At 56.1% G+C, this 26,146-nt stretch carries 20 protein-coding genes, 1 tRNA gene and 1 pseudogene; 12 read left to right on the top strand and 10 right to left on the bottom strand.

The genetic code is table 11. From position 1 onward, the window contains the following. Nucleotides 1–183: 183 nt before the first annotated feature. On the bottom strand, nucleotides 184–903 hold the full coding sequence (locus tag GOW40_RS18465; protein WP_171133222.1) for a hypothetical protein: 720 nt from the start codon (nucleotides 901–903) through the stop codon (nucleotides 184–186). A 159-nt stretch (nucleotides 904–1,062) separates the two neighbouring features. Further along, nucleotides 1,063–1,881, bottom strand: a complete 819-nt coding sequence (locus GOW40_RS18460) for a DUF924 family protein (RefSeq protein ID WP_217352325.1) — start codon at nucleotides 1,879–1,881, stop codon at nucleotides 1,063–1,065. A gap of 815 nt (nucleotides 1,882–2,696) precedes the next feature. Here GOW40_RS18460 and GOW40_RS18455 point away from each other — a divergent pair. The 4 genes and pseudogenes from GOW40_RS18455 to GOW40_RS18440 form a co-directional block, all read left to right on the top strand. Then, a complete protein-coding gene (locus tag GOW40_RS18455) occupies nucleotides 2,697–2,978 on the top strand; it encodes a hypothetical protein (protein ID WP_254444505.1) in 282 nt (93 codons plus the stop codon). A gap of 42 nt (nucleotides 2,979–3,020) precedes the next feature. Then, nucleotides 3,021–4,454, top strand: coding sequence for a sulfotransferase (locus GOW40_RS18450; RefSeq protein WP_371731869.1), 1,434 nt, complete (start codon nucleotides 3,021–3,023; stop codon nucleotides 4,452–4,454). Between the two features lie 62 nt (nucleotides 4,455–4,516). Continuing rightward, nucleotides 4,517–5,887 carry an arylsulfotransferase family protein gene (locus tag GOW40_RS18445; protein ID WP_171101824.1) on the top strand — a complete coding sequence of 457 codons (1,371 nt, stop codon included), beginning with the start codon at nucleotides 4,517–4,519 and terminating at the stop codon, nucleotides 5,885–5,887. Between the two features lie 254 nt (nucleotides 5,888–6,141). Continuing rightward, nucleotides 6,142–6,357: pseudogene (locus GOW40_RS18440) on the top strand (transposase); the annotation flags it as partial. 130 nt (nucleotides 6,358–6,487) lie between these two features. Here the strand turns inward: GOW40_RS18440 and GOW40_RS18435 are convergent. Next, on the bottom strand, nucleotides 6,488–6,976 hold the full coding sequence (locus tag GOW40_RS18435) for a thioredoxin family protein (protein WP_171136688.1): 489 nt from the start codon (nucleotides 6,974–6,976) through the stop codon (nucleotides 6,488–6,490). Between the two features lie 177 nt (nucleotides 6,977–7,153). Here GOW40_RS18435 and GOW40_RS18430 point away from each other — a divergent pair, with 177 nt between their 5' ends. Continuing rightward, on the top strand, nucleotides 7,154–7,999 hold the full coding sequence (locus tag GOW40_RS18430) for an alkaline phosphatase family protein (protein ID WP_171133225.1): 846 nt from the start codon (nucleotides 7,154–7,156) through the stop codon (nucleotides 7,997–7,999). Here the strand turns inward: GOW40_RS18430 and GOW40_RS18425 are convergent. The 5 genes from GOW40_RS18425 to GOW40_RS18405 all read right to left on the bottom strand — a co-directional run bounded on the left by GOW40_RS18425 (nucleotide 7,996) and on the right by GOW40_RS18405 (nucleotide 14,256). Beyond that, nucleotides 7,996–8,919 carry an alpha/beta hydrolase gene (locus tag GOW40_RS18425; protein WP_171133226.1) on the bottom strand — a complete coding sequence of 308 codons (924 nt, stop codon included), beginning with the start codon at nucleotides 8,917–8,919 and terminating at the stop codon, nucleotides 7,996–7,998. The genes GOW40_RS18430 and GOW40_RS18425 overlap by 4 nt on opposite strands. Before the next feature lie 13 nt (nucleotides 8,920–8,932). Next, nucleotides 8,933–10,822: an acyl-CoA synthetase gene (locus tag GOW40_RS18420; protein ID WP_171136687.1), complete on the bottom strand. Its 1,890-nt coding sequence runs from the start codon at nucleotides 10,820–10,822 to the stop codon at nucleotides 8,933–8,935. Between the two features lie 154 nt (nucleotides 10,823–10,976). Further along, on the bottom strand, nucleotides 10,977–12,797 hold the full coding sequence (locus GOW40_RS18415; protein ID WP_171133228.1) for an ABC transporter transmembrane domain-containing protein: 1,821 nt from the start codon (nucleotides 12,795–12,797) through the stop codon (nucleotides 10,977–10,979). Between the two features lie 221 nt (nucleotides 12,798–13,018). Then, a tRNA-Gly gene (locus GOW40_RS18410) sits at nucleotides 13,019–13,093 on the bottom strand. A gap of 149 nt (nucleotides 13,094–13,242) precedes the next feature. Next, nucleotides 13,243–14,256, bottom strand: a complete 1,014-nt coding sequence (locus GOW40_RS18405) for a LacI family DNA-binding transcriptional regulator (RefSeq protein WP_171133229.1) — start codon at nucleotides 14,254–14,256, stop codon at nucleotides 13,243–13,245. 224 nt (nucleotides 14,257–14,480) lie between these two features. Between GOW40_RS18405 and GOW40_RS18400 the strand changes: the two genes are divergently transcribed. The 5 genes from GOW40_RS18400 to GOW40_RS18380 all read left to right on the top strand — a co-directional run bounded on the left by GOW40_RS18400 (nucleotide 14,481) and on the right by GOW40_RS18380 (nucleotide 19,777). Continuing rightward, a complete protein-coding gene (locus GOW40_RS18400) occupies nucleotides 14,481–15,785 on the top strand; it encodes an extracellular solute-binding protein (protein ID WP_171101817.1) in 1,305 nt (434 codons plus the stop codon). A 72-nt stretch (nucleotides 15,786–15,857) separates the two neighbouring features. Beyond that, nucleotides 15,858–16,739 (top strand): ABC transporter permease subunit, encoded by an 882-nt coding sequence (locus GOW40_RS18395; protein ID WP_171133230.1) that lies wholly within the window; start codon nucleotides 15,858–15,860, stop codon nucleotides 16,737–16,739. Nucleotides 16,740–16,749: 10 nt separating this feature from the next. Continuing rightward, nucleotides 16,750–17,646: a sn-glycerol-3-phosphate ABC transporter permease UgpE gene (ugpE, locus tag GOW40_RS18390; protein ID WP_171101815.1), complete on the top strand. Its 897-nt coding sequence runs from the start codon at nucleotides 16,750–16,752 to the stop codon at nucleotides 17,644–17,646. Between the two features lie 65 nt (nucleotides 17,647–17,711). Further along, complete coding sequence (locus tag GOW40_RS18385; protein WP_171133231.1) at nucleotides 17,712–18,758, top strand: ABC transporter ATP-binding protein; 1,047 nt, start codon at nucleotides 17,712–17,714, stop codon at nucleotides 18,756–18,758. A 95-nt stretch (nucleotides 18,759–18,853) separates the two neighbouring features. Beyond that, entirely contained in the window at nucleotides 18,854–19,777 is a 924-nt protein-coding gene (locus tag GOW40_RS18380; RefSeq protein WP_254444504.1) for an endonuclease/exonuclease/phosphatase family protein, read from the top strand. Between the two features lie 69 nt (nucleotides 19,778–19,846). Here the strand turns inward: GOW40_RS18380 and GOW40_RS22380 are convergent, their stop codons facing one another. Together GOW40_RS22380 and GOW40_RS18370 are read right to left on the bottom strand one after the other, a co-directional pair. After that, a complete protein-coding gene (locus tag GOW40_RS22380) occupies nucleotides 19,847–21,097 on the bottom strand; it encodes a Hint domain-containing protein (RefSeq protein ID WP_171133232.1) in 1,251 nt (416 codons plus the stop codon). A 235-nt stretch (nucleotides 21,098–21,332) separates the two neighbouring features. Beyond that, on the bottom strand, nucleotides 21,333–21,809 hold the full coding sequence (locus GOW40_RS18370) for an Lrp/AsnC family transcriptional regulator (protein ID WP_171101922.1): 477 nt from the start codon (nucleotides 21,807–21,809) through the stop codon (nucleotides 21,333–21,335). Between the two features lie 102 nt (nucleotides 21,810–21,911). Between GOW40_RS18370 and putA the strand changes: the two genes are divergently transcribed. Both putA and GOW40_RS18360 read left to right on the top strand, forming a co-directional pair. Then, complete coding sequence (gene putA, locus GOW40_RS18365) at nucleotides 21,912–25,313, top strand: bifunctional proline dehydrogenase/L-glutamate gamma-semialdehyde dehydrogenase PutA (protein ID WP_171133233.1); 3,402 nt, start codon at nucleotides 21,912–21,914, stop codon at nucleotides 25,311–25,313. A 42-nt stretch (nucleotides 25,314–25,355) separates the two neighbouring features. Continuing rightward, nucleotides 25,356–26,099, top strand: a complete 744-nt coding sequence (locus tag GOW40_RS18360; RefSeq protein WP_171133234.1) for a rhomboid family intramembrane serine protease — start codon at nucleotides 25,356–25,358, stop codon at nucleotides 26,097–26,099. The last annotated feature ends 47 nt before the right edge of the window (nucleotides 26,100–26,146 follow it).

Below are 26,146 nucleotides of genomic sequence, written 5' to 3'. Positions count from 1 at the left end.
CCCTTGTTCCCCCTTCTCGGCCAAAGTAGTGGCCCAATTTTAGGGGGCAAAGACACGAGGGCATCGGTTTCAAAGCGCTTAAGACGTAATAAATCACGGATTGCGTAGAAAAAAGAACAGGCGCGCAAGCCCGGAATCCGAACCAAGCCAATCAGCGCGAGCCCCTGTTTATCGTGCGCGGACTTACGCTCCGCTTGCATCACGAATAACGAGATTGTCCAACTGACCACGAAAAGCTTGGTTCTGACGGTACCATGTCCCAAGTTTGATTGTGTCAATGCCATCGCTGATGACCACAGGCACAAAGTCGACGTTTCCAATGGACACGTTGTCCAGCAGGACATCAGTTTGGTTCGCGGTCTGATCAGCTATGATGCGGACTTGGCGCCACTGTTCCAGCGCACCATCAAGGGTGACGGCAATGTGGGCCTTTTCACCCTCCGCGCCCTCGAAACTCACTCTGAATTCCGGCTGAGCGTGCACCGCTACATCGGCTGGCAGGTGCCGAAGCTTTCCGTTACTCCGCCCGGAAACAACAACCATTGTCTGCACAGCTGCACTTGTTTCGTTTGGATTGGTCCAATCTTCGAGACGGAAATCGAACGCAATCTCAACAACGTCGACCAGATTGCCCAGCTCTGCGGTTTCGATGACCAACGCGCCACCGTCACCTTGTGCAAAAAAAGATCGCCCCGTTGGACCAGGCCCGAAGGCCGAAGTTCCGTCTTGCATCGAGACATCGACCGACACCGGTGCGAGGTTCTGTAGATCACCTTCAAAGGCAAATTGAACAAATGCGCGCGGGTCAACGGTGGGTTGGTAAGTGGGTTGAGTTCCCCTCAAAAACCAGAGCGCCGTAGCGGCCACCAGTATAATCGCGAACCCAATCCCGGCGCGGGTCATGATCAATCTCCGTGAATGTCCAAATACATCCTAAACTGTCATCGCGCAGAAGAACCTCAAATAGCTTTGTTTTTGAGGCGAGACATTGGTGACTCCAAGGCAATCTTGGGTCGGGGGAAAGGTCTGAAACCTCATCTCAAAGCTTCTGATCTCGGGTATCTACAACAGATCCCTGTATTGTTTTCCAAGATCTGTCTGGTGTGGGAAATCCCCTTTTGCCAGGTACTCGAGTTCAGCTTCGGTTGATTGGCGACCCAGAACCTCGTTCCGGTGTGGATGACGACCAAAAGCTGCCACGACCGCGCGGTGTAGTTTCGGTTGTTGCGGCGCCCTTTCATACAGTTCTTTCAAGTGCGCAGGAGCTTCGTCTGCAAGGGCCTCTGCAATCGCCACCGCACGATCCAAATTGGAAAGATGATCAGGACATTCGCAATGCTCGAGCGGGATTTTATACGCGGTTTTGTACCACACATTTTCAAGCGCATCGAAATGTCCGTTTTCGAATCCTTCAAGGCAGAGTTTCAAGGCTTTCGGGTCCTGAGAGAATGCTTCGGCGGTACCAGCCCAAACGGTTCGTGGAAACTGGTCCAAGATGATAATCAACGCAAATCGGCCTTCCGGAGTCTCAGCCCAAAAATCAAGTTCTCCGTCCGCAGCCAACTGCGTGATTTCCGAGTATTTCTCCAAAACTTCAGCATTGGCGCCACCGCGCATCCGCCACACCCAAAACTCCAAATGCGCCTTCGGATCGGGCGCGGAGCCTTCGGGAAACCAGAACTTAATGATCTCCTCAGGCGTGATTGCTGAACTGTTCATAAGACTGGCCTTTTGAATCGGCTGCAGGGCGACGTGCCAAACGGATAAATTGTTCGGCGCTGTAGTGCGCTTATCATATTTGGTCGGCGAGCTGGAGGCCTTTTTCGAACGCTCGACCTCTCTCATCCTGACTGCATTGGATGCTTTGAGAGAATTCAGCATCTGAGGTTGAACTTAGAACTCGACCCTCCGCAATGGCCCATTCCTGCCATTCACCAACCGCTCAGAATGCTGCGGTCGCATCCCGAATAGCTGTCATTCGCTGCAAGCGCTCGATCGTTGAGGTGACCACGACTGAGTCGCGGGACAGAGCGGCCATTCGATTCCATTTTGCGAATGGCCGCAAATTCAAATAAACCAATTTCTTACGTAGCCGGTGGAGAAGCTTTTGCTCGATTGCTGAAAACTATCTCCGTCAATCATGAATTGTTTGTTTTGGCGCGCGAGCCATTTCGTCATGCTGTTGAATAGCGGGTTGGGCGCCTAGCTTGGATGGGAGGTTTTGACGACGTAGCTTGTCGCTATGGGCAAGCTTGTGCAGCTGTTGCCGCAGACTGTGCCCTGGCAAACACAATTCTACGTCACGCTAACGAACGCGACGTCGGATCGAGCAAAGCTGGTGTTCGACTGGCTGTGAGAGATGGCGCGGTAAACAAAGAGCTTAACTATGCATCACTCTACTTAAAACGAAAACAGTTCTGTCTCGATTTGATGCCGCTCCATGGCGACGCAATATACTGAAACTCATGCATCCGCTTAGTACCGGTCAATCAGCTGAATAGCGGAAGTTATTGAAGAAATCTGGCCATCACCTCGGGCTTTTGACGCTATTGACCTCTAAATTTGCGATATCGCCCTGCATTGCGCCCGACAGGAACCGATCAATGCCAGTGTGAGAGGATGTGCGGAAGTGTTGACTCATGTCTGAAAAGCAGCAAGCCTCAAGGCGCTGCACATATGCGGCGTGGGAGATTTTGATGATTGAGAAAGTAGTAAAAAGTTCCGCACAAATCATCTGCGTTTCTTCGTTCAACTTGCTGAGCCTTTTTTTGCTGAGCGCCGCGACGTTGTTAATGACAGTAGGGCCCGCCGAAGCATACATCGGTCCCGGAGTTGGAGCTGGTGCGATCATCGCTGTCTTTGCGACGATTATCGGTTTGGTGCTATTGTTTGTCGGGGTGTTGTGGTTTCCCATCCGCCGCAAATTAAGGGCGCGTCGAGAAAAAAACCGCGAGATCGATCCCGAGAGCGCAAAGTAAGTTATTGTGGCAGCTTGGTCTTTACTCACTTCACTATTGGCGGTGATTGCATTCGGCGTAGCTATTATTCGCCTGAAGGTGTTTAATTTGTTTTCATCTTTGACATCCGAGACCTATTCGGGGGTCTCAGCGATGTTCGACCCATCGTTGGAAGAAGAGGAAAAAGAAAAACGCGTCCGACGCGCGGGGCTGCGCCTACTGGGCGGTGCAGCTCAGATCATCCTCGCTTTTGGACTTGCCCTGGCGCTATCTTATCTTCCGCTTCTGCTGGCAGACTGGGCGAACCTGTCGACCATTGAAGAAAGCCTTGCGGTTTTGTTCCGGCTCGATTTTCTAGCTGCAATTACCGTAGCTGCCCTGCTTGCCGCATGGTTGTTCCGTTCCAGTAAAAATTCGGTTAATGATGATGCCAACGCGCACCAAAGCTCGAACGATCAGAGCATTAACGACAAAACGCTTCACACACTGGCCTTTTCAGGCGCTAGCGTGCTGCGTGTAGCAGGCAAACTGGACGATCACTTTGCTGCTCGCAAGATTGCCAATGTCGACATGGCCCCTCCGATATTTGTGACATCGCTCGCGCGCGCAGGTACAACGGCTGTCCTGAATGCGTTATGTGATCTGCCCGGGTCTGCCACTCATCTATATCGCGATATGCCCTTTGTCACGGCACCCGTAATATGGTCGCGCCTAAGCGCAAAGCGTGCAGTCACACGGCGCGAGCGGGCGCACGGCGATGGCCTTGAGATTGATCTAGATACCCCAGAGGCCTTTGAAGAAGTTCTGTGGAAGCTTCACTGGCCGGAAAAATACCTAGAGGATGGTATCGAATGCTGGGGTCCAAAAAGTGCGTCTGCGGCGGCAACCGAAGATATCCAGCGCCATTTCAAGAAAATCATCTACCTCAGGCAGTCACAGTCAGAAAGTGGTGACTGGCGCTATGTCTCAAAGAACAATGCGAATATCGCACGTCTGGGTCTACTTCCAAAGATGTTCCCAAGCTGTAAGATCGTTGTTCCTATTCGTCATCCGGCCGCGCATTGTGCATCACTGATGCGTCAGCACGAAAATTTCAAATTCCTTCACCAAAGGGACCCGTTTGTCAAAAAGTACATGCATGACATCGGGCATTTTGAGTTCGGCGAATTGCACCGCCCCCTGTTATTTGAAGGTGTCGATCAACTCGAGAGAAATCTATCGAGTGCGGACTACTGGCTGTCCTATTGGCTTTGCGCGTTTCAAAGCATCGCGCGTCATGCTGACGACGTTATTTTCGTCACTCAAGATGATCTGCGCACCGCGCCCAAGTCGACGATGGACGCGTTAGTGAACCGAGTCGGTTACGCAGATCGACATGACCTGTCAGGCTTCTTTCGAAATGTTCCCGACGAAAGACCCGATACCTTGTTTTCGAAGCCATTGCTCAAACGCGCGACAGATCAATACGAAGCGCTTTCCGCCCTTGCCATAAGATGAATTTAGTCCTGAAATTAAGCGCCAACCAAAAGATAACACCATCATGCTCAGGAGGTTCGTAGATGGAGAAGCTTCTATTTAAGAAAATCGAGGCTTGGGTATTGGTCCTAGTTTTCCTTGGATTTGGTCTCGTGTTGATCGGTTTTGGAACCGTCCTCCGAAACCACATGAATGGGCACGATAAGTATGGCGCGCTTGGCGAACTCGCATTTGGAATCGCGAATCTTCCGTCCAATGCCCGAGATGTCTTCCAGAGTATCAACCACGATCGTATGTCGACGATTTGGGGCGAGGCACCCAGATTTCATGGTCAGGACGGATGGGTTGTACGCGATGAGAACTTGGTTTCTGATCTCACCGGATACATATTGCTAAGCCGCTACGACGGCGTCTCACGCCACCATCGCGTAGAATTGGTAGCGCTTCCAGAATTCGAAATAGTTCACGAGTGGCCCATCGATGCTGAGCTTGTTTTCGCAGATCAGGAGGTTCATCCATTTCACGATCAGTCAGAGGCAATCGACAATGAGATTTTTCGTTCCATTCACCCGCTGGTACTGCCCAATGGAGCCTTGATCGTAAAAGACCACTACACCTCCCTTTTACAAATTGACCAATGTGGTCAACGAACCGCCTTCACAACCGGCGGCTTCCACCATTCTACCGAATTAGGCCCCAAAGGCCTAGTCTGGGTTCCCGGAACACGCCTGCCCACCGAAATAGCCAGGGTTCGATCGGATTTCCGCGATGACACGATTGTCGCCCTGAACCAGGAAGGTGAAGTCGTACTTGAAAGATCGGTTCCAAATATCTTGCTGAAGAATGGGCTGGGGCATCTTCTGTTTTCCATGAGCGGCTCCTATGACCCGGATCCACTTCACCTGAACGATATCCAACCAGTCTATGAAAGCGGACCTCATTGGAAAGAAGGTGATCTATTCTTGAGTATGCGGCACAAATCATTGGTTCTGCTTTATCGGCCTTCGACGGATGAAGTGCTTTGGTATAAAACTGGTCCGTGGCGATTTCAGCACGATGTCGACATACTCGATGAAAATAGAATAGCTATCTATGATAACAGCACGATCAATATACGTGCTTTGCCACAAGTGGATGGCGCTAATAGCATTATGATTTTCGATTTTGAAAAGGGTGTCGTCGAGGATTTATTGCGTAAAGACTTTGAGCGCGCCGAAATTCGTACAATCTCTGAAGGCTTGTTCGACCGAATGGATGACGGCTCTTGGATGGTAGAGGAAGAAAATTTTGGCCGGCTCGTTATCTTGAGCCCTACAGGTGAGATTGCCGCCGAGTACTTTAATGGTGATGGCGGATTGAACACTTACAGAATGGGTTGGAGCCGGTATGTTTCCGAAAGTGACGGTGTAAGAATTGTTATCGAACTGGCAAAAAAAGACTGTTTGCAGCATTAGGCGTGGATGTGTTGCAAACCTTTGGCAATTAACGAGCATGCTTGTTCTTAGGTTTGTGCTAGTCGAATAGTTTTCAAACCGGTTGTAACGCAGTTCCCTGATCCGTGCCGTTTGAGTGCATAATCCATTCGTGGCTTTTTCTCGCGATTAGGTTGCAGTCAATGCCTGCTGAGCGGAGCCCTTGCGAAGATTGACCTGATCCCGTGAAATTTGCTCGATTTGGGTAGCCTGTTCTCCAACTCAGGAGACAGACGATGAAGAGACGCCGTCTCAGTGAAGGACAGATCATTGGCATTCTAAAGGAGCACCAAGCTGATCTGGGCGCAAAGAACTTGTGCCGCAAGTTCGAGATTAACGATGCGACCTTCCACAAGTGGCTATGCGAGTACACCGGAGTGTAGGTGTCTGATGCGCGCCGGTCAAAGGCACTTGAAAGTACGAACACAATATTGAAGAAGATGCTAACCAAAGGGCAGTGAGTTGGAGTACATCTAAGTCAATTGCTATTCTGAAAAGCTGAACTTGGTGTAGAGTGCGGCATCGGTCGAAATAGGCTCAAAGCAGACAACACTGTTCTAACTGCAAGTTCACCCAATCCTTCTACCCAAACTGCTGAAAGTGACGCACCAGGATGGGTTCCAGTTCCTCTTGATCTCGCATGCCGTGTAGGGTTTCGCGCAATGTGCCCTCACCGTCAAACAACAGCAACGTGACATGCGGGACGCCGTAGCGGTTGGCAAAACCTGCACCGTCTTGCTGGCTGATATCGGCAACCAGATAGAGCATTTCATCCTCGGTGAACTGCTTCATTGCCTTGCGCGCTTCGCGTTGCAACGCATTGCAAGTCGGGCATTGCGGGTCATGAACCTGCACGACCACCGGCGTACCCTGCCCGACACGCGACAGGTCTTGTTCAGCCTGCATGGCGCGAACCGAGCGCATCATGAAAAAGCTGCCGCCACCCACGACGGCAGCTGCAATTGCGCCGTTTCGAGCCAGCCTTAGAACGTCGCGACGCGATGCGCCTTGCGCGTTCACCTCTTTTGCTTTTTGCAATTGAGCCTTTTTACGTTTCGAAACCTTAGCCATCGTCCGACCTGTTCATTTTCCCAGGCCAGAATTGTATTCGCTTACGCTGTTGGGCGCATTCACAATCGCGGCATGTGGCGGACGCGATCTGGTTGCAAAAGATGTCGCTTTTTGCGTTGCCGATGACCGCGAGGCGCGTCAAACAGACTTCAACAGCATTGAACAAGGACGCCGGATATGGACCGCAAACTGCTGCTGATCATCCTTGACGGAGTGCCTTACCGTAACTTCCGCCGTTTGTTTGGCAATCTTGAGGGCTGGGTCGACAGCGGCGCGGCCCGCAGTTGGAAACTGCGCTCGGTTCTGCCTTCAACTTCGGCCAGTTGCTATGCCTCGATCCATACGGGTGTGACACCGCAGGAGCATGGCTGTACCGGGAACGGAAATGTCTTTCGGTTGGGTCACAAAGATATCTTCAGCCAGGTGCGCGCGGCAGGTGGCATTACAGGTGCCGTGACCCACAGCTTCTGGTCCGGGTTTTTCAATCGCCACCCGTTCGACTATGTGCGCGACGTGGAATATGATGAGCCCGAAAGCTCGACCATCAATCATGGTCGGTTCCATTCGATGACCGGCTATGGCAAAGCCAATCAGATGACACCGTCAGATGTCGATCTTTTTGGCACGCTCACCAATCTGTGCCTGCGCTTTGGCCTTAACTACGGCATCCTGCACAGCTGCACTCTGGACAGTATGGGCCACCGGTTCTTCCATGATTGCGCTGAAATGGATCACGCCTGTTTCGTCATGGACGAGATGCTGGCCCCTTTCATCCCGCGCTGGCGGCAACTGGGGTACGAGGTGATCGTGACCGCCGACCACGGGCAAGACGCGCGCGGGCATCATGGCGGGCGCGACCCGCTGCAACAGGAGACGGCGCTTTACTACTTTGGTGACGCGGACGGGCCAGAGGCCGATACGGTGATCGACCAGCTGCAATTGGCGCCCACGATCCTGAACCGCCTTGGCGCACCGGTTGCAGATACGATGAAAGCTGAACCGTTTCTCATCGAGGCCCACTAGTCATATGGCCAGATCCCCTGCCCCAAAGCCTCAATAGCGACCGAGATCCGCTCGAAACTGTCCGCCGCCCTTTTCACAGTCATACGCGCCCGAAGGTATCCGTGGACAAGACCGGGTTCGTTGATCCAATGGGCATGGCCACCTGCTACCGTGATCCGATCACAGTATTCGGGACCGTCATCGCGGATCGGGTCGCAATCAGCAGTTACAACCACGGTTGGTGGCAGGTGCGAAAAATCAGTGTCATGCAGGGGCGCGTATGTTGGATCACCGTCCGGGGTGCCGTCTGCACAGCGGACAGTTTCGTAGAATTTTATGTCATCCAGCGTCAAAAGCGGTGCATGGGCGTGTTCGACATACGACCCCTTGGTTCGATCTCCGCCCAAACCTGGATAGATCAGCACTTGCCCCAGTATCTCAAGGCCCTGCCCGCGCGCGTGATGCGCTGTCGCAGCAGCCAGGTTGCCACCCGCGCTGTCACCGGCCAGGACCAACGGATCACCAAATTCAGCAGCAGCCCAGCGTGTCGCAGCCCATGCGTCCTGAAACTGCGCCGGGTGGACATGTTCCGGGCACAACCGATAGTCGACCGACACGACGCGATACCCCGTTTGCGCACAAATCTCGGCGCAGACATCATCGTGGCTGTCCAACCCGCCCACGACAAAACCTCCGCCGTGGAAATAGACAACGGTGCGTGTGGGGTGGCCTGCAGTATAGACACGTACGGAAACACCGTCTGCCGAAAGGTCTTGTGTCGCAACCCCAGCGGGACGCGGTTGTCTAAAGTCAGCGCACATTGCGTCATAGACGCGCCGCTGATCGGCAACAGTCATATCGACCGCATCGTCGGGATAGCTTTCAGCCGTGCGACGAATGAACGCCCAGGTCTCTTCGTCGATCAGGCGTTCATAGTCCATTGTCCCTCCGGGTTTAGCTTGACCACTCCCACGGCCGGGTAAAGGCGCCCAGCACTTTGGCAACATCGTCTTCCGAAGTTCCGTTCGCGTCAAGTTGCGCGACCAGTCCGCGCTTTTTGTCGTCGATGACCGAGACCACCCGTGCGGCGGCGCCCGCCTCATCGAGCGCGGTGTTATAGACGCGTGTGATCGCCTGCTTGCGCAGGTCAGGCTTGAACACCTTGCCAACGGCAGTTTTCGGCAGCTCGTCCAAAATGGTCATATGCTTGGGCTGTGCGGCCCGTTCGTGAACATGCACCTTACAGTATTCCATCAATTCCTGTTCGGTCGCCGAGGCCCCATCGACCAGTTCGACAAAGGCGCAAGGCACCTCGCCCGCATGGGCATCCGGCTGACCAATGGCTCCGGCAAAGGCGACGGCCTCGTGCCCCAGCAACGCCTCTTCGATCTCTGCCGGGTCGATATTGTGCCCACCCCGGATGATCAGATCCTTGGCGCGGCCCGTGATCCAAAGGTAGCCATCCTCGTCAAACCGCCCCAGATCGCCGGTACGCAGATATTTGTCGAAGTGATACAGCCCCACGTTCTTGTCGGCTTCGGTATAGGTATTGCCCGGATAGACGCCAGGGTTCGAGATGCAGATCTCACCGATCTGATCGGTGCCGCATTCTGTCGGACCATCGGTCCCATCCTGCAGGATCTTGACGTCTGTATAGGGGAACGGGATACCGATCGAGCCGATTTTCTTTTCACCATCAACCGGGTTGCACGACACCAGACATGTCGCTTCGGTCAGGCCATAGCCTTCGACAATGGTGACACCCGTCGCCTCTTCGAAACGCCGAAACAACTCGACCGGCAGCGGAGCAGAGCCCGAGAAGGCCGTTTTCACACTCGAGATATCTGCATCGACCGGGCGCTGCATCTTGGCCGATATAGCCGTTGGTACTGTAATAATGAACGAGACTTTCCAGCGTTCGATCAGTTTCCAGAAGTTGTCGAAAACCCCGTCCCCGCGATAGCCTGCAGGCGTGGGGAAGATGACATGCGCACCCGAAGACACGGCCGCCATCACGATCACATGGACGGCGAAGACGTGGAACATCGGCAATGGGCACATGATGACGTCATTTTCGTCGAAAAGCAGCGTATTGCCCAACCAGCCGTTGTAGATAAGGCCGGAATACTTGTGCTGTGCAACCTTTGGCATGCCTGTTGTTCCACCAGTATGGAAGTAACAGGCAACGCGGTCCTCGGATCCGTCGGCGAATGTCAGCGTTGTCGGCTGTTTGTTCAGTTCCGCATTGAAATTCTTGTAATCCGCATGGGCCAGGTTTTCTTTGTCGCCCATCTTTGGGCGCAGGAAAGGAACAAGCCAAGACTTTGGTGGCGTGAGATAACGGTTCAGGTCAATTTCCAGAATGGTATTCACAGCGGGCGCATGACGCACGGCCTCCGCGACCTTTTGGGCCACGTCTGTCTTGGGGAAAGACTTCAACGTCACCACAACCTTGGCCCCAGTTTCACGCAGGATGGCAGCGATCTGTTCGGGCTCGAGAAGTGGGTTGATCGGGTTCACGATCCCCGCAACGGCACCCCCCATCATGGTCACCAACGTCTCGTTGCAGTTGGGCAGCACATAGGCCACCACATCCTTTTCCCCTACACCCAATGACCGGAACAGGTTGGCTGCCTGATTGACCTTGCCCAGCAATTGCGACCAGGTCAGGGTCTCGGCCTTGTCGGTCGGGCCGGACAAAAGCTGAAAGCTGATGGCATTGTGGTCGGGGAACTTTTGCGCCGTGCGTGACAAAAGCTGATGGAATGTGACCGGCAGGTCCCTATCTTCCCACGGCATTTCCTGTTCAATGCGCGCTTTGTCTTCCTTACCTACAAAGGCCATGTGTTTCCTCCCATTCTCTCCCGCTGTGCGCAGGGGATCATTGCCCTATCAAAGATGGGAGCAAATCAAACCGCGCGCAAGCAACGGCTTAGCCCTGAAGCGCAAGAAAGAGTAGAATAACGCTACGGCCAACCGCAAATGCCCGTGCGTCAACTTAGGCGGCGACGACACCATCCGTGAATTGCAGGCGCGCCAGACGGGCATACAGACCATCCTGAGCAACCAGATCGTCATGGGTACCCTGAGCCACGATCCGGCCGTCTTCCAGCACCACGATCCGGTCGGCCTTTTTCACCGTCGCCAACCGGTGCGCAACGATCAGTGTTGTTCGCCCGGCGCGCATTTGGTCGAAGGCGCCCTGCACGGCGCGTTCGCTTTCGGCATCCAGCGCCGAGGTCGCCTCATCCAGAAGCAAAACCGGGGCGTCCCGCAATATGGCGCGCGCAATGGCGATGCGTTGCTTTTGTCCGCCTGACAGCATCACGCCGCGTTCACCGACAAAACTGTCATAGCCTTCTGGCAGCGCCGCGATGAAATCATGCGCGGCGGCGGCGCGGGCAGCGGCCTCTACCTCGGCATCTGAGGCATGCAGCCGGCCAAACCGGATATTATCGCGCGCCGAGGCGGCGAAGATCACTGGGTCTTGTGGCACCAGGGCAATGTGTTGGCGGAAATCCGAACGGCGCAGCTCCCGTAGATCGACCCCGTCCAAGGTGACCTGCCCCTGCTCGGGATCGTAAAAGCGTTGAATAAGCTGAATGACAGTGGTTTTCCCCGCGCCCGAAGGGCCCACAAACGCAACCGTCTCACCCGGCTGAACTGTCAGTGTCAGATCATTCAGCGCAGCGGTTTCGGGGCGCGAAGGGTAATGGAAGGTCACATCATGAAACCCGATTTCACCACGCACCGGCGTCGGCAACATTTGCGCCGTTGCAACATCGGCTACCGTGTCACTGGCATTCAGCAATTCGACCAGCCGTTCAGTCGCGCCTGCGGCGCGCTGCAATTCGCTCCAGATTTCCGACAGCGCGGCGACCGATCCCGCCATGATGATCGAGTAGATCACGAACTGGATCAGAACGCCTTCGGTCATCACCCCGTTGCGCACATCATTGGCCCCCATCCACAACACGCCGACGACACCGGAAAACACCAAAAAGATCACGATGACCGTCAGGACCGCGCGCGCCTGAATACGCCGTAGCGAGACGCGGTACGAGGTTTCTGTCATCTCGGAAAACTGGCTGCGGCTTTCTTGTTCATGAGTAAAGGCCTGCACGGTCTGAACCGCGCCCAACGCCTCGCCCGCATTGCCCGACGAGGCAGCAATCCAGTCCTGGTTTTCGCGGCTGATCGCACGCAAACGGCGACCCAGCAGCAGGATCGGGACAATGACAATGGGGATCAGCAGCAAAACCAGCAAAGTCAGTTTGGCCGAGGTCAGCAACATCAGCACAAGCCCGCCAAAGAACATCAACATATTGCGCAAAGCAATGGACACAGAGGATCCCAGAACCGATTGGATCAGCGTGGTGTCCGTGGTGATACGGCTCAGGACCTCTCCGGTCATGATACGTTCGTAGAATTCCGGGCTCATACCGATCACGCGGTCAAAGACCGCTTTGCGAATATCGGCCACAACCCGTTCGCCCAGACGCGTCACCAGCGCATAGCGAATGCCGGTACCAACCGCGAGAACGGCAGCGATGCCCAGCGCGGCCAGAAAATACCAATCCAGCAGCTCGCCATCTTCGATACGGAAATGATCGACCACACGCCGCACCGCCACTGGCAGTGTCAGCGTCATCCCAGCCGTCACGATCAAGGCCAGCGTCGCCCCGATCATCAGCACCTTGTAAGGACGCATGAAAGGCCATAACGAGGCCAGCACGCCGAACTTCCTGGAACCTTCACGCTCTTGGTCTGCACCCGGAGCGGGCATGTTGGCTCGATTTGCGGAAGGTGGTCTTGCCATGTTTGGCCCTTGTTCGATTATCTGTCACACGGGTTCACACGTGTTGATCAGCTTCTTGGCTGCGCCGACGCGCAGCGTCAAGCTTATGGTGGAAATTCGGTGTTGGGCTAAGGCCATTTGACGCAACGCGTCGCCCGCGCTCGATCCAAATACTCACCGAAAGGTCGAAACCGCAAAAGCGCGGAACGTGTTTGTCAAACAATGGATCAAGCTGAGTGTTTTGGAGCGGGCGGCGGGAATCGAACCCGCTTCATCAGCTTGGAAGGCTGAGGTAATAGCCAGTATACGACGCCCGCTCAGCCTGCGCGGGTTTATGTCATACCCAAGACGAGGTCAAGTGGATCCTCGTCGGAGTTTCGCGCAATTTCAGCCAGACCTGTTTCATTGGGATGCTCCCGAAAATCAGCGTCGATCCGACGTCAGATTTCAAACTAAAAAAGCCGCGCTAATGGGTTTCCCGCAATAGGATCTCGGGCATGACAGTCACGGTTTTGGCAGGCCTTTCCGGCGCGGTAATACGCCTTTGGATCAGATCCAGGATCGTTTCGACCATCAAATCAATCGGATTTTGGACCGTCGTCAACGCGAACATGGGCCACCGCGCCATCTCGGCGTCATCGAATCCGATCACAGACATCTGGCTTGGGACATCTATGTTGCAAGACCGAAGCGCCCCCAACGCGCCGATGGCCGACGCATCATTGGCACAAATCAGCGCGTCGATGGTCTCACCTGAAGCGATCATTGCCTGCGCCGCTGCAAATCCCCCGTCGACCGTAAAATCGCCGGGATGCTCAAAGCTCAGGCTCAGTCCAGCCTGATCCAATGTCTCGATCAGACCACGCCGCCGCTGATCGGACGAGAAAAAGCCTTGGGGCCCGCTTATGAACCCAAATTTTTTTCGACCTTTGGCCAAAAGCAGTTCGGTGGCTTTGCGCGTTCCAGCTGCGTTTTCGCAACAGACAGCGTCAGCTTTTGCGTTCTCGATGCTACGGCCATAACAGATCATTGGTATGTTTAGTTTGCCGCAGCGATCGACCAAAGCCTCGGTCATGCTGCCGCCACGAACGACAATCGCATCCAAGGGAAACCGCAGCGCGTCTTCGACGGTGATTCCCGAAGCGGTCTGCGTTCCGGTGATGACCAAGGGCCAAAACCCCTGCCGGTTCAGACCTTCACACAGTCTGAAGACAAAGTTGCTATCATGCAAATTTCGAATATCTCCCGCAACAACCGCAACCAGGCGCGATGCACCGCCTTGCAAAGTGGCTGCAAGCGCGTTGGGCTGATACCCAAGCTCGGCTGCGGCTTTGACGATTTGCTCTCGTTTCTGGGCGTCAACATAGCCGCCGCCGTTCAGCGCACGCGAGACCGCTGATCGCGACACTCCGGCCAGATCCGCTACCATCTGCGCTGTGACACGCTTTGGCCGCACTGGGCTGTCAGAGTTTCCCGCCATGTTCAATCTGCTCCTTCGGGCGACGCAAATGTAACAAACACGAATCCAAAACGTCGCAGTTCCGTTACAAAACGAGTCTATGTGAACACGTGTGCACATTCGTGCATTCGGGGGCAAGTTCTTTTCCCTTTCCACAATTCAATCGGTCGCCGGACGCTTGGAAAAAACCAAGGTTCGCGCCCGATATCGCCCCGTTTTGCGGGCAAACTACATGGAGTAGCTAAATGAAACTTCTCAAACTCGGCGCTGCAAGCCTCGCCCTGTCATTTGCAGGCCAGGCAGCTTTCGCGGAAACGGAAATCACCTTCTGGCACGCGATGGGCGGCCAATTGGGTGAAACGGTGAATCAGCTGGCCGAAGATTTCAACGCCAGCCAGGACGACTATAAGATCACCCCGGTCTTCAAAGGCTCGTACGAAGAGACGCTGACCGCTGGTATCGCGGCTTTCCGTGCCGGTGAACAACCCAACATAATGCAGGTGTTTGATGCCGGTGCTGCCACTGTGATCGGCGCAAAGGGCGCGACAATCCCGGTTCAGGATCTGCTGGCCGACAATGGTGTTGATTTCGACATCAACGACTATATTGCCGGTGTCCGTTATTTCTATGCCGACAGCGACGGCAAAATGATCGGGATGCCGTTCAACTCGTCAACTCCGATCCTCTATTACAATGTTGACGCGCTGGAAAAGGCCGGCGTCACCCCGCCCAAGACCTGGGAAGAGTTCCAAGAGGTCACAGCGCCAGCCCTCAAGGATGCCGGTTACATCGCGCTGAGCCAGTCGCACCTGCCCTGGATCTTCACCGAGAACTTCTTTTCGCGCCACAACCTGCAATTTGCGTCGAACAACAACGGCTATGATGGCACCGACACCGAGATCATGATTGATCATCCGGCCATCAAAGCTCATTTCACCGCCCTGACCGATTGGCAGGACAAAGAGTTCTTTGAATGGTATGGCACCGGCTGGGGCGACAACGCCAAGCCGTTTGAAGATGGTGAAGTTGCCATGTGGTTGGGCTCGTCAGGTTCCTTTGGCGGTCTGGTTGCCAAAGATCTGGGCTTTGAGTTCTCGGCCACGATGCTGCCTTACTGGGAAGCAGTAGCCGCCGAGCCCACCCAAACCTTTATCGGTGGCGCCGCTCTGTTCGCGATGGCGGGCAAGTCTGACGAAGAAAACAAGGCCACTGCGGAATTCTTCCGCTTCCTGACCGCAGCCGACACCCAGTATTTCTGGCATGAGGCAACCGGTTATGTGCCGATCACGAATGCGGCCTATGCGCTGGCCAAAGAAGACGGCCACTACGAAAAGTTCCCGGCCGCCGAGGTTGGCATCGAACAGCTCAGCCTGCCTGCTGGTGAGTTTACCCGCGGCTATCGTATGGGCTTTTACGTCCAGATCCGTGACGTGATGAACCGCGAATACGGCCGCATCCTGACGGGTGAGACCACCGTGGACGAAGCGTTCGCGACCATCCAGGAAGAAGCCAACCAGCTGCTCGAGCGCTTTGCGCGTACGCAAGGCTAGTCGCCTTCTCCAAAACCTTGTCAATGGCCGCACCTGTGTCGGCCATTGACCTTTGACTGCAAGGGGCTCGACGTGAAACGCGCCGGATTTACAAATGTTTGGCTACCGGTGGCACTGTTGCTGCCTCAGCTGACGATCATCGCGATCTTTTTCTATTGGCCTGCGGGCTGGGCGATCCAGTCGTCCTTTTACCTGCAAGACCCGTTCGGCTTCGGCTCGACCTTTGTGGGTGCCGAGAACTATACCGATCTTGCCAAAAGCTCCGAATATCTGCGCACCACCTGGTTCACGCTGATCTTTACGGCTTTGGTGACGTTTTTCTCGCTTGCCATCGCTTTGCTTTTGGCGGTGAAGGCAGACAAAGTTATCCGCGGAGCCCGAACCTATCGCACCTTGCTGATGTGGGTCTATGCCATCGCACCACCTGTGGCGGGTTTCATGGGCATCTTGCTGTTTCACCAACACAATGGGCCGCTGACGGATTTCTTCCAGGCCCTGGGCTGGGATTTCCGCATTCTGGTCGACAATACCTCGACCGCGACGGCCTATGTGATCATCGCCGTATGGAAGCAGGTGCCGGTCAATTTCATCTTTTTCCTGTCGGGGCTGCAATCCATCCCCCGCTCGGTCCGCGAAGCGGCCATGATCGACAACCGATCAGGTACGCGGCGTTTTTGGGATATCACCTTCCCGCTGCTGGCACCCACCGGTTTTTTCCTGTTGATCATCAATATCACCTACGCCCTTTTCGACACGTTCGGCATCATCGACACGCTTGTCAAAGGTGAGCCTGGCAACAACCCCATGACCCTTGTCTACAAGGTCTATATGGACGGTTTCCGCGGCAACGATCTGGGCGGGTCCTCGGCGCAATCGGTTGTGCTGATGGTTGTTGTCCTTGTTTTGACGGTCTTTCAGTTCCGGCTGATCGAACGCCGTATTCACTATAGTTAAGAGGTGCCCCATGGCGATCGCTGAAAGCACTGACATCACCACCCCCGCCCCGCGCCGCCCGATCCGGTGGGAGCCGATCTTTGACCACACGATCCTGATCCTGGGCGCCCTGTTCATGCTGGTTCCTGTGGCGCTGATCTTCATCACTTCGACCCACAGCGCGGTGGATATTGCGCGCAACGGGATCCAATTCCTGCCCGGCGACCACTTTGCCGAGAACTATGGCAAGGCCATGTTTGAAAAAGGCGGGTTTACCGCGACCGTCGACGGGATGGTGATGCTCAAGAACTCGATGATCCTGGGCTTTGGCTTTGCCATCGGCAAGATCATCATCTCGATGCTGGCCGCCTATGCGCTGGTCTATTTCCGGCTGCGCTTTGCCACCTTTGCCTTCTGGATCATCTTCACCACGCTGCTATTGCCGCTGGAAGTGCGGATCCTGCCCTCGTTCGAGGCAATCCAGCGTCTGGGGTTGGCTAACACCTATTCCGGCCTGATCATCCCGCTGATTGCTTCGGCGACGGGGACGTTCTTTTTCCGCCAATTCTTCCGCTCGGTCCCTGAAGAGCTGGCTGAAGCCGCGCGCATTGACGGAGCCGGGCCGGTGAAGTTCTTCATCGATATTCTGGTGCCCCTGTCCCAGACAATGATTGCGGCGATCTTCATCATCATGTTCGTGTTCGGCTGGAACCAGTATCTGTGGCCCACACTGATCACCACCGATGAGGGGCTATTCACCCTGGTGCGCGGCATCAAGCAGATCTACCAGTCGATGATCGATGCAAACTCGATCCCCGAATACGGCCAGGCGCTGGCGCTTGCCATCATCGCGATGCTGCCACCGGTTCTGATCGTGCTCTTCTTTCAGAACTGGTTCGTCAAGGGCCTGACCGAGTCCGACAAATAGGCCCCGTGCTTCAGACATAACTCGCCCACAGGCCGCTTGGCACGCGGGCACAAAAGGAAACCGAAATGGCAAATGTTACTCTGGCCCAGGTCGGCAAGACCTATCCAAACGGGTTTGAAGCCGTCAAACCGGCAAATATCCAGATCAAAGATGGCGAATTCGTTGTGCTTGTTGGGCCCTCGGGCTGTGGCAAATCCACCCTATTGCGGATGATCGCCGGGCTGGAAGAGATCACCACAGGTGATCTCAAGATCGGTGAGACACGTGTGAATGACGTTGACCCGGCCAACCGCGATATCGCGATGGTGTTCCAGAACTATGCGCTCTACCCGCATAAGACCGTGCGCAAGAATATCGGCTATGGCCTCAAGAACCGCGGCACCTCGGCACCCGATATAGAGGCCAAGGTTCAGGAAGCGGCCAAGATGCTGAACCTGACCGAGTTGCTGGATCGCAAACCCTCGCAGCTATCGGGCGGTCAACGGCAGCGAGTGGCCATGGGGCGCGCAGTAGTGCGCGACCCTGCGCTGTTTTTGTTTGACGAGCCGCTCTCGAACCTTGATGCCAAGCTTCGCAACCAGATGCGGATTGAAATCAAGGCGTTGCAGCGCCGTTTGGGCGTGACTTCGATCTATGTGACCCATGATCAGGTCGAAGCCATGACCATGGCTGACCGGATCATTGTTCTGAACGGCGGGGAGATCGAACAGATCGGCACCCCGGCCGAGATCTATCACAACCCCGCCTCGACCTTTGTGGCCTCGTTCATGGGCGCACCGCCGATGAATCTGCTGGACGCGCGCGTCGAAGCCGGTGAAATCCGTGTCAATGGCAGCACCGTGCTGGGCACCGCGCAGACAAGCGCACAAGGCCCGGTGCAGTTGGGCGTGCGCCCCGAGGATGTGGTGCTGTCCGAGCAGGGACAAACGCCATTTGCGGTTTCGATCGTTGAGGAGCTTGGCGCACACCGCCTGTTGCATGGCGAGCTTGGCGGCCAGCCCTTTACCGTCCATGTGGGCAAGGATGTCGAGGCCGCGCCCGGTGTGACCAACATAACCCTGAGACCAGAGACGTTGCATCTGTTTGATACGCAAACGGGGAAATCCTTGTGATCACCAACATTCTTTCAGACCTGCCGACAATCTCAGAGGCAGTGCGCACCCGCATTTTGACGTCACCGCGTACTGCGGATGCTCACAAATCTTTGTTGGCAAATATCCCCGCTATGAATGCCGTACAGCTGGGCGGCACCGCGTCTGCCGACACGTTGCCCGCTGAACTGACAATTGTGGCCTGGAATGTGGAACGCTGCCTCTTCCCCGAGGCCTCTGCACAGCACCTTTCGCCCCTGAAGCCGGATGTGATCCTGTTGTCAGAGGTCGATCACGGCATGGCGCGCACGGCACAGCGCCACACCACGGCAGAGTTCGCCGCAGAAATGGGCATGGCCTATGCGTTTGCCGTCGAGTTTCATGAGCTTGATCTCGGTGGCCCCACGGAACGTGCTTTGTGCATCGACAGTTTCAACACCAAGGGGTGGCACGGCAACGCGATCTTATCCTCGGTACCGTTCTCGCGCACCGCGATGGTGCGTCTGGATGAAGCGGGCCACTGGTTTGCAGTCGAGTCGGGTGCATCTGACCCCGAACAGCCACGCGTGGGTGGTCGCATGGCGATTTTGGCCGAATTGCCGACCGAAAAAGGGCCGCTGACCGTGGTGTCGACCCATTTGGAAAGCAACGCAGACAGCTGTTTTCGCCTGCGCCAATTCGAGATTTTGCTGGACGCGATCGAGGATTTCTCGCCCACCGGACCTGTTGTGATTGGCGGTGACCTGAATACCGGCAACCATGTGCCACCCGATTTTGACTGGCGCGGAGAAAAGCTGTTTCAGGCGGCAGAAGCGCGGGGCTATAGCTGGGACTTTACCGCCGAAGGGCATACCACGCGGCCAAGCCTGATTACGCCGCACCCGGACCGCGTGATGAAGCTGGATTGGATTGCTGGCCGGGGTGTTTCGCCGGTCGAAGTTGGCAAGGTGGCTTCGCTTGACGCAACCAACAGGCCCCTGTCGGATCACGATGCGGTCTGGTCACGTATCTCGCTGTCTGCCTCTGAAGACATGTCCTGAGGCCGACAAGCGGTTGAAATTCATATGCGGCTTGAAACAGCGCCAAGCCATTGGCATTTGGTCATCAGGCTAGATCAAAAGCGAAGCTTCAGCATTTCGCAGAAACGGGCGCGCGGGTATCGGCGCGCCCTTTTTTGTCGCCAGTTCCGGAAAAATTTCGATCAATTCATCATAGACGGCGCGGTTGGCGTGCAAGATATGCTCACCTGCGAAAAAGCTTTCAAGCCGTGCCCCTTCGCACTCCACAATCTCGTGCCGGTCGAACATGATATGTACATAGTTGACAGTTTCACACGGCGCTTGTCGGATCGTCTCACCATCACATAAGTGCTTTGCCGCGCACAACATTTCGTCGCTGTGAAAGAACAGTTCACACCGCCAGCCCGACACCAGAACACGGTGCTGTGGCGAAACGCACAACGCACGTCGGTTGCCGATCGAACCGGGTTCAAAGCGGATCGGAGCATGTTTACCTTGGCCGTCGACCGAGCGCTTTCCAATCCATCGGACAGGCTGCGCACCATTGTCCAACGTTTCTACAAGATCACCGACCTCAAGCTCTTCGATCGGGCGTTCGCCTTCGGGTGTTCGGATCAGGGTTCCAGCCGTGAAACATGCAATTTCAACATTCTCGATGTTTACATAAGTGAATGTCCGCCCGTTCGGCAGCGTGGCCGTCCCGCCACTGGCACCTGGTGAAAACGGCGCAAAGGTCGATCCGGCTGGTAGGATAAGTGTGTCGTTTCCGCTCCCGCCGGTCACGAAAGTCGTATTCAATCCAGCGTGAATGGTATCGGCCCCAGATCCGCCATCCAGGTTCCCACTGCCATCCTCGGCAAAAAGCGTATCGCTTCCAGCACCACCGCTGAGGATATTATTGCCAGACCCACCGCGCAGGATGTCATCGCCTGCATTTCCGAAAATATTGTTGTTTCCAGACCCGCCTTGAAGGGTATCATTGCCCTGGCCACCCCGGATACTTCCGCCGAGTGAGCCCGTATCGGTCAGGGTATCGTCACCCGCACCACCGCTGTACCCACCCGCATTCAGACCAACAGAACCACTTATGTTGTCGTCGTTGGCATTGCCTGTATATTCAACAAATTGGCTAAACGACCCCCCGGCCAGATCGGCGTCTGTGTAGGTCGTAACAGTACCCGTTCTGGTATCCGTGAACGTAATTGAGTTCCCGGTCATGGTGACCTGGATGCTTCGGCTCAACCCGGATGCATCAATAGTGCTGTCAGGACCAATATCCTGCGCAGCCCAGAACGCGGGATCTGTCGTGTCAGCATCGGTAAGAGTAATAAAAACTGGCATTGTTTCATCCACCTTTCGACGCTGGCGAGGCCGTATACACTACCGTTTGAGTTGCATCGTAGCTCAATAGGCCATCTATTCCAATCTATAGGCGGATGTTTCAATACATTGACGAAACGCTGCGCAATAATAGTGACCGCTTGGTGAAATCCTGCTCAGTTTAGCCACCACTTGGCGATGATCACCGTGCGTAGCAACCTTGTTCCGCTCCGTAAATTTCTACGCTCTCATCGGGTTACAAAGACCCAAGCATTCCGGTTTCTTTGACTGCTTCCATCGCAACAAAGGTGGATGTGCTGGCCACATGCGGAAGGCCCGAGATCTTTTCCGCCAATACAGCCCGATAGTCCGACATCGACCTTGTGCGGACCTTGAGAAGGTAGTCAAAGTTTGACGCGATCATATGGGCCTGCTCAATCTCGGGGATTTTGCGAACCGCCGCGTTGAACTCGCTCAGCGCTTTTTCGCGCGTGTCCGAGAGGCGGACTTCGACAAAAGCCACGTGATCAAGGCCCAGCCGGATGGGATCCAGGATCGCGCGATACCCAGTGATGTAGCCTTCGGCCTCAAGCCGTTTCAACCGGGCCTGGGTCGGGGATTTCGACAGGCCAATACGCCGAGCGATATCGGCAACGGGAAGCCGTCCGTCTTCCGCCAGAATCGTCAGGAGTGACTGATCAAATCGATCAAGCCCCGGAAAGTCTTTTTGCATCGATCAGCTCATGAAATTCAGTTCAACAACCCACACAATAGCAAAGAACAGGCGATTGTCCCGCTAAATCGCGGATATACTCCTCAAAAGCCCGGAGGACCCATGTCTCATTCGCTACGCAGCCAGATAGATGCCCTGACCTATGCTGACCAAGACGAAGTGTTGGCGCAGCTTGTTGAAGATGCAAAGCTCAGCCACGCGGATCGCAAGGCGATCTGTGTCGTTGCTGCCCGGTTGGTACAAGATATCCGCTCGGCCAGTTCGCCCGGTCTGATGGAGGAGTTTCTGGGAGAATACGGCTTGTCGACCGATGAAGGCGTGGCGCTTATGTGTCTGGCAGAGGCGCTGTTGCGCGTGCCTGATGTCGATACGATTGACGCGCTGATCGAAGACAAAATCGCACCGTCGGACTGGGGTAAGCATCTGGGCCAATCCTCCTCTTCGCTGGTGAATGCATCAACCTGGGCGCTGATGCTGACGGGCCGCGTGTTGGACGAAGACAAAACCTCACCCGTCAGCGCATTGCGCAGCGCGATAAAGCGCCTGGGCGAGCCGGTGATCCGCACCGCTGTCAGCCGCGCGATGAAAGAGATGGGTCGCCAATTCGTCTTGGGGGAAAACATAAAATCAGCCATGACCCGTGCTCGGGGTATGGAGGGCAAGGGCTATACCTATTCCTATGACATGCTGGGGGAGGCCGCCCGGACCGAAGCCGATGCGGCGCGCTACCACCTGTCCTATTCGCGCGCGATTGCTGCGATTGCCGAGGCCTGCACGCAGGATGACATCCGGGCAAACCCCGGCATCTCGGTCAAGCTTTCCGCCCTGCACCCGCGCTATGAACTGGCGCAAGAGAAGCGTGTGATGGATGAGTTGGTCCCTCGCCTGCGGGCCTTGGCGTTGCTCGCCAAAGCGGCAGGCATGGGGTTGAACGTGGACGCGGAAGAAGCCGACCGCCTGTCTCTGTCGTTGCAAATCATCGAAACCGTGCTGGCCGATCCCGCTTTGGCGGGGTGGGACGGGTTCGGCATCGTGGTTCAGGCCTACGGTCCGCGCGCGGGGCTGGTGATTGATACGCTTTACGAGATGGCCAACCGGCATGACCGCAAGATTATGGTGCGGCTGGTCAAAGGGGCCTATTGGGACACCGAGATCAAAAGGGCGCAGGTCGAAGGTATTGACGGGTTTCCGGTCTTTACGAAAAAGGCCGCAACGGATGTGTCCTATATCTCGAACGCGCGCAAACTGCTGGGGATGACGGATCGAATCTATCCTCAGTTTGCCACTCATAATGCGCATACGGTCAGCGCAATCCTACATATGGCCGAGGGCCAACCCTTTGAATTCCAGCGCCTACACGGGATGGGCGAAGCCTTGCACCAATTGGTTTTGGACGCGCATAAAACCCGCTGCCGTATCTACGCACCAGTGGGCGCGCATCGTGATCTTCTGGCCTATCTCGTCCGTCGTTTGCTGGAAAACGGCGCGAACTCGTCCTTTGTGAACCAGATTGTTGATGAGGATGTCTCGCCCCAAGAGGTTGCCGCTGACCCGTTTGAGTTACTGCAAGCTGGTGGCCCTGATCTGCCCAAGGGGCCAGAGTTGTTTGCGCCGGAACGCCCGAATTCGCGCGGCATCGATCTGCATCATACTCCAACGCTTGATCTAATCGATGCAGCGAGGATGCCGTTTCAGGACCGCACCTGGCAAGCTGGACCACTGGTGTCGGTCCAATCACAGCCCGGGCCTAAACACCCGGTGGTCAACCCGGCCTTGCCACAAGATCAGCCTGGCACCGTCGCTGCGGCACGCGCGGAAGATATCGAACTGGCCTTAGCCTCGGCCAGCCCCTGGCGCGCACCGGCTGCAGATCGGGCGAAAGTGCTGAACACCGCCGCAGATCTGTATGAGGCGCATTTTGGCGAATTCTTTGCCCTGCTGGCACGCGAAGCGGGGAAAACGCTGCCCGACGCGGTGGCCGAACTACGCGAAGCGGTCGACTTTCTGCGTTACTACGCGGCACGCATCCCGGACGCGGACCCGGCTGGTGTCTTTACCTGTATCAGCCCGTGGAACTTCCCTCTGGCGATTTTCACCGGTCAGATTTCAGCGGCATTGGCCACCGGCAACGCGGTCCTGGCCAAACCCGCCCCGCAAACCCCTCTGATCGCCCACCGTGCGGTGCAATTGCTGCACGAGGCCGGCGTGCCCGCTGATGCGCTGCAACTTTTGCCCGGCGGGCCTGAGGTTGGCGCTGCGCTGACATCCGACCCACGGGTTGGTGGCGTCGCCTTTACCGGCTCGACCGCAACGGCCCAGAAAATCCGAGCCGCGATGGCAGAAAATCTGCGCCCGGGGACACCGTTGATTGCAGAGACAGGCGGCTTGAACGCCATGATCGTCGACAGCACCGCTCTGCCGGAACAGGCCGTGCAGTCGATCATAGAAAGCGCCTTTCAATCCGCGGGGCAGCGCTGCTCGGCCTTGCGGTGCCTTTATGTGCAAGAGGATGTCGCCGATGGCGTTTTGACCATGCTGCAAGGCGCGATGGACGCGTTGACACTTGGCGATCCCTGGCAGATTTCAACCGATTGCGGACCAGTGATTGATGATCAAGCGCGCCAAACGATCACTGAGCATATCAGCAAAGCCCGCGCAGAAGGGCGCGTTCTGAAAGAGCTGCCCGTACCGCAAGACGGCGTATTTGTTGCCCCGACCTTGATCGAGATCGCCAGCATCGCGGATTTGGAACAAGAGGTGTTTGGCCCCGTCCTGCATGTGGTCCGTTTCAAGGCGCAGCAGATCGATCAGGTCATCGCAGACATCAACGCCAACGGATACGGATTGACCTTCGGTCTGCACACCCGGATCGACGACCGGGTGCAGCATGTGACGGATGCGATCCATGCGGGCAATATCTATGTGAACCGCAACCAGATCGGCGCCATTGTCGGATCACAGCCTTTCGGTGGTGAAGGCTTGTCTGGGACCGGACCCAAAGCGGGTGGGCCAAACTACATGGCACGGTTTTGCGCTCCGGATCGGCAAAGTGTCTCGGGTCAGTGGTCAGACGCGATGACATCGCTGCCGCTGCCCGAGGGCACTCCGGCACCGATGCAGACGCACACCCTGCCCGGACCCACAGGGGAATCGAACCGCCTGAGCGAGTTTGCCCGCCCGCCCTTGCTGTGCATGGGCCCCGGCGTTGCTGCCGCACAGGCGCAGGCGGATGCGGTCAAGGCATTGGGCGGAACGGCCATTCGGGCCACGGGGACGCTCGACCCCAAGGTGCTTGAAACACTGGATGGCTTTTCAGGTGTGCTCTGGTGGGGCGACGAGACAACCGCCCGCCAGATTGAAACGCACCTGTCCCGGAGATCAGGCCCGATCCTGCCGTTGATCCCGGGCCTGCCAGATCGTGCCCGTGTTCTGGCCGAGCGTCATGTTTGCGTGGATACAACAGCAGCTGGCGGAAATGCGGCCCTGCTAGGCGGTGCGGCATAACCGGACCTTGACGCTGGGCCGTGAAAAGCCCAGCGTCCAGCCATGTTTCCAATACGCGATCACAACCCCTCGGGGCGTACCCCCTTCGTTGTCTATGCCCTGATGGCGGCAAATATCCTGATCTTCCTCAGCTATCTGGGGATTATGGACAGTGCCGCCCTGCTCAACCGGTTTTACGCCACCTACGCCATCATCCCGGCCCGCATCACCAGTGGTTCAGGATTTGAGACGTTGGTGACCTCGATGTTCCTGCATGGCGGATGGATGCATCTGGCGGGTAACATGCTGTTTCTGTGGATTTTCGGGGATAATCTGGAAGATGAAATGGGTCACCTGCCCTTTTTGCTGTTCTATCTTGTTGCAGGCGTAGGGGCCGGTCTGATCCATGTTGCGACCGGCCCGGATTCGGCAGTGCCCACAATCGGTGCCTCAGGCGCAATCGCGGGCGTGATGGGGGGCTACCTGCTGCTGTTCCCCCGCGCCAAGGTCGATATCCTGCTGATCCTGATCATCTACTTCCGCGTCTTCACAATCCCGGCCTTCATCATGCTGGGGTTGTGGCTGGCCTTCCAGTTCTTCGGCAGCCTCACCAGCGATCCAGATCAGGGCGGCGTTGCCTATTGGGCCCATACCGGAGGCTTCGTTGTCGGCTTGATCCTGTGCATCCCGCTTTGGCTAAAGCTGGGCGGTACGCGGTATTGGCGCCGCACCCATGGCCACCCGCCGCATCCCGAGCACAGCTATAAGCTGACCCAGTCCAGGATACCGCGCATTCCACGCAGATAGCTTGCCTCGGCACGTCAGAAAAAACGCGCCCGGTCGGGGCGCGTTGC

Origin of the sequence: Ruegeria sp. HKCCA6707 (assembly GCF_013033515.1) — a bacterium.
Lineage (GTDB): Bacteria > Pseudomonadota > Alphaproteobacteria > Rhodobacterales > Rhodobacteraceae > Ruegeria.
This window is presented reverse-complemented; position numbering and strand designations above follow the sequence as displayed.